Origin of the sequence: Vibrio sp. D417a, from assembly GCF_030248595.1 — a bacterium.
GTDB lineage: Bacteria > Pseudomonadota > Gammaproteobacteria > Enterobacterales > Vibrionaceae > Vibrio > Vibrio alginolyticus.
Window position 1 is genome coordinate 1 of sequence record NZ_JAHGAM010000021.1, and the last position, 1,439, is coordinate 1,439.

1 protein-coding gene is annotated in these 1,439 nt (G+C 42.6%); it reads right to left on the reverse strand.

Annotated features, from left to right (window positions below; genetic code table 11):
• Window positions 1-37 precede the first annotated feature (37 nt).
• A complete protein-coding gene (locus KI742_RS19265; protein ID WP_140249540.1) occupies window positions 38-784 on the reverse strand; it encodes a KilA-N domain-containing protein in 747 nt (248 codons plus the stop codon).
• Window positions 785-1,439: the final 655 nt, after the last annotated feature.

Below are 1,439 nucleotides of genomic sequence, written 5' to 3' on the forward strand. Positions count from 1 at the left end.
CCAAGCGTTGCGAATCACTCTTAAACAGATTGTTAGCTTACTTTGCTTCGAGCATCAATGTCTGAATTAGTTGTAGAGCCTGTGGACTACGTTGCTTGAAGTACTTAGGAGCTTGAACTGGAATCCAAACTTCGTTGAAATGGCGGCGGAAGTCTTCATACAGTTCAATAGGGTACAATTTTGCATCCACTTCACGACCATCAGGGTATTCATGCTTATAAGTTGGGAAAGTGTTCGGTTCAATACCCTTGGTATCGCGCAACCACTTACAGAACATGCGTCCTTCCGAAATGTCAGGAACTAAAGATTGCGGTAACGTGTACCCAGCTTGCTCCAGAGGTGCAATGAGGTTTAAAGTCAGCTCATTCAGCATTGAAAAATGAGTATAAGGAACTTTCGAGCGATTTTGCATGTAACGTTCCAAGTGTACTGGCAATACAGCATTTGCACTTCCTTGCTGCCACTCTGTAACCCACTGCGATACTTTTACCGCGAATTTTGCAGACAGCCACTGGGCAAGGTTAATTGCTAAATATGGATGTACCCAAGTACCCTGTAGTTTCGGGTCGCCACCTCGAACGATATGAATTAGCTGATCTTTTGGAACATTAGTTTGAGCCGATAATTCAGCAATAAATTCTTGAGTACCCTTCAAGGAATGGTAATCACCGAAACGCTTTCCGACTGACTGGCACAGTGCTGTTGCACTGATATACCCATCACCAAGGCGTTGTGGAATAATTTCTCCCTCTTCCACACGAGGGATCAGAGCCAACTGATTCATTTACGTCTCCGCATAAACTTTAGTATTAAATCAATTGCCTATTATCTTCTATTTTATTGACTCCGTCTATTAGTAAGCTAACGCCTTGCTAAGGTGTGAGTAACGCAATACAAAAGCTACCGCACAGCGCCTTAATCACATAAGCCACCGCAAAGTAAAAATACCACGCGTTACGAATCACTCTTAAGCAATTTGTTAGTACATGCGCTACTTCTATTTGTGCACTCCAAGATATTGAAAAGTGGCATGATATGAAAGGCTTTGAACACTGAAGTGAGACGGGCAGCTACAAAACTTTACCGCCATTGAGAGACAAGAGTTGGCTAGAAGAAAAACGCACTGAACTCTCCTACTTTTACTGATTTCAAATTGGAAAAGGATTCTTTCCTCGTACTTCAAAAGCCACACCAAAAGTAATCAAGGTTCTCTCAAAAGTCACCACGAAAATGAAAAAGCGCCAAAGAAATAGGCTAAGAGTTAGAAGCCGTAAACGGTAAAATCAAAGCGAACACTCCGCATATAGTGCCACCGGAAAGAACGTGAAAGGCAATAACTGAAAGGTGTAAACACGAGCGCCAAAACAGATAAACACCAGAACTTGTGACCTTTGATGTCAAACCCGTACTAACGCCTTGCTAAGGTGTGAGTAACGCAA